Here is a 273-nt window from a genome sequence, read left to right on the forward strand (position 1 = left end):
CGTGATGCCCGCATGAGCGATCCCGTCGATCCGCCACAGGGCGAGGTCTGCCACCTTGCCCACCTCGAGCGACCCCCACTCGTCCTCGCGGCCGAGGACACGCGCACCGCCGATGGTGGCGAGGTCCAGACTGTCGCGCACCGTCATCGCGCGCGGGCCACCCCGCGCCCGCGAGAACAGTGCAGCGTGGTGCGCCTCCTCGCGCATGCTGCACGACTCGTTGCTGGCGGCACCGTCGACGCCGAGCCCCAGGGGAACCCGAGCGTCGATCAG

The 273-nt window shown here is 72.2% G+C and carries 1 protein-coding gene; it reads right to left on the reverse strand.

All coding sequences use genetic code 11. The features are described 5' to 3' along the window. Window positions 1-273 (reverse strand): amidohydrolase family protein (locus AC0IX4_RS23060; protein WP_471831407.1); only part of this gene is annotated, 273 nt, incomplete at both ends.

The organism is Rhodococcus sp. AC861, from assembly GCF_979256035.1.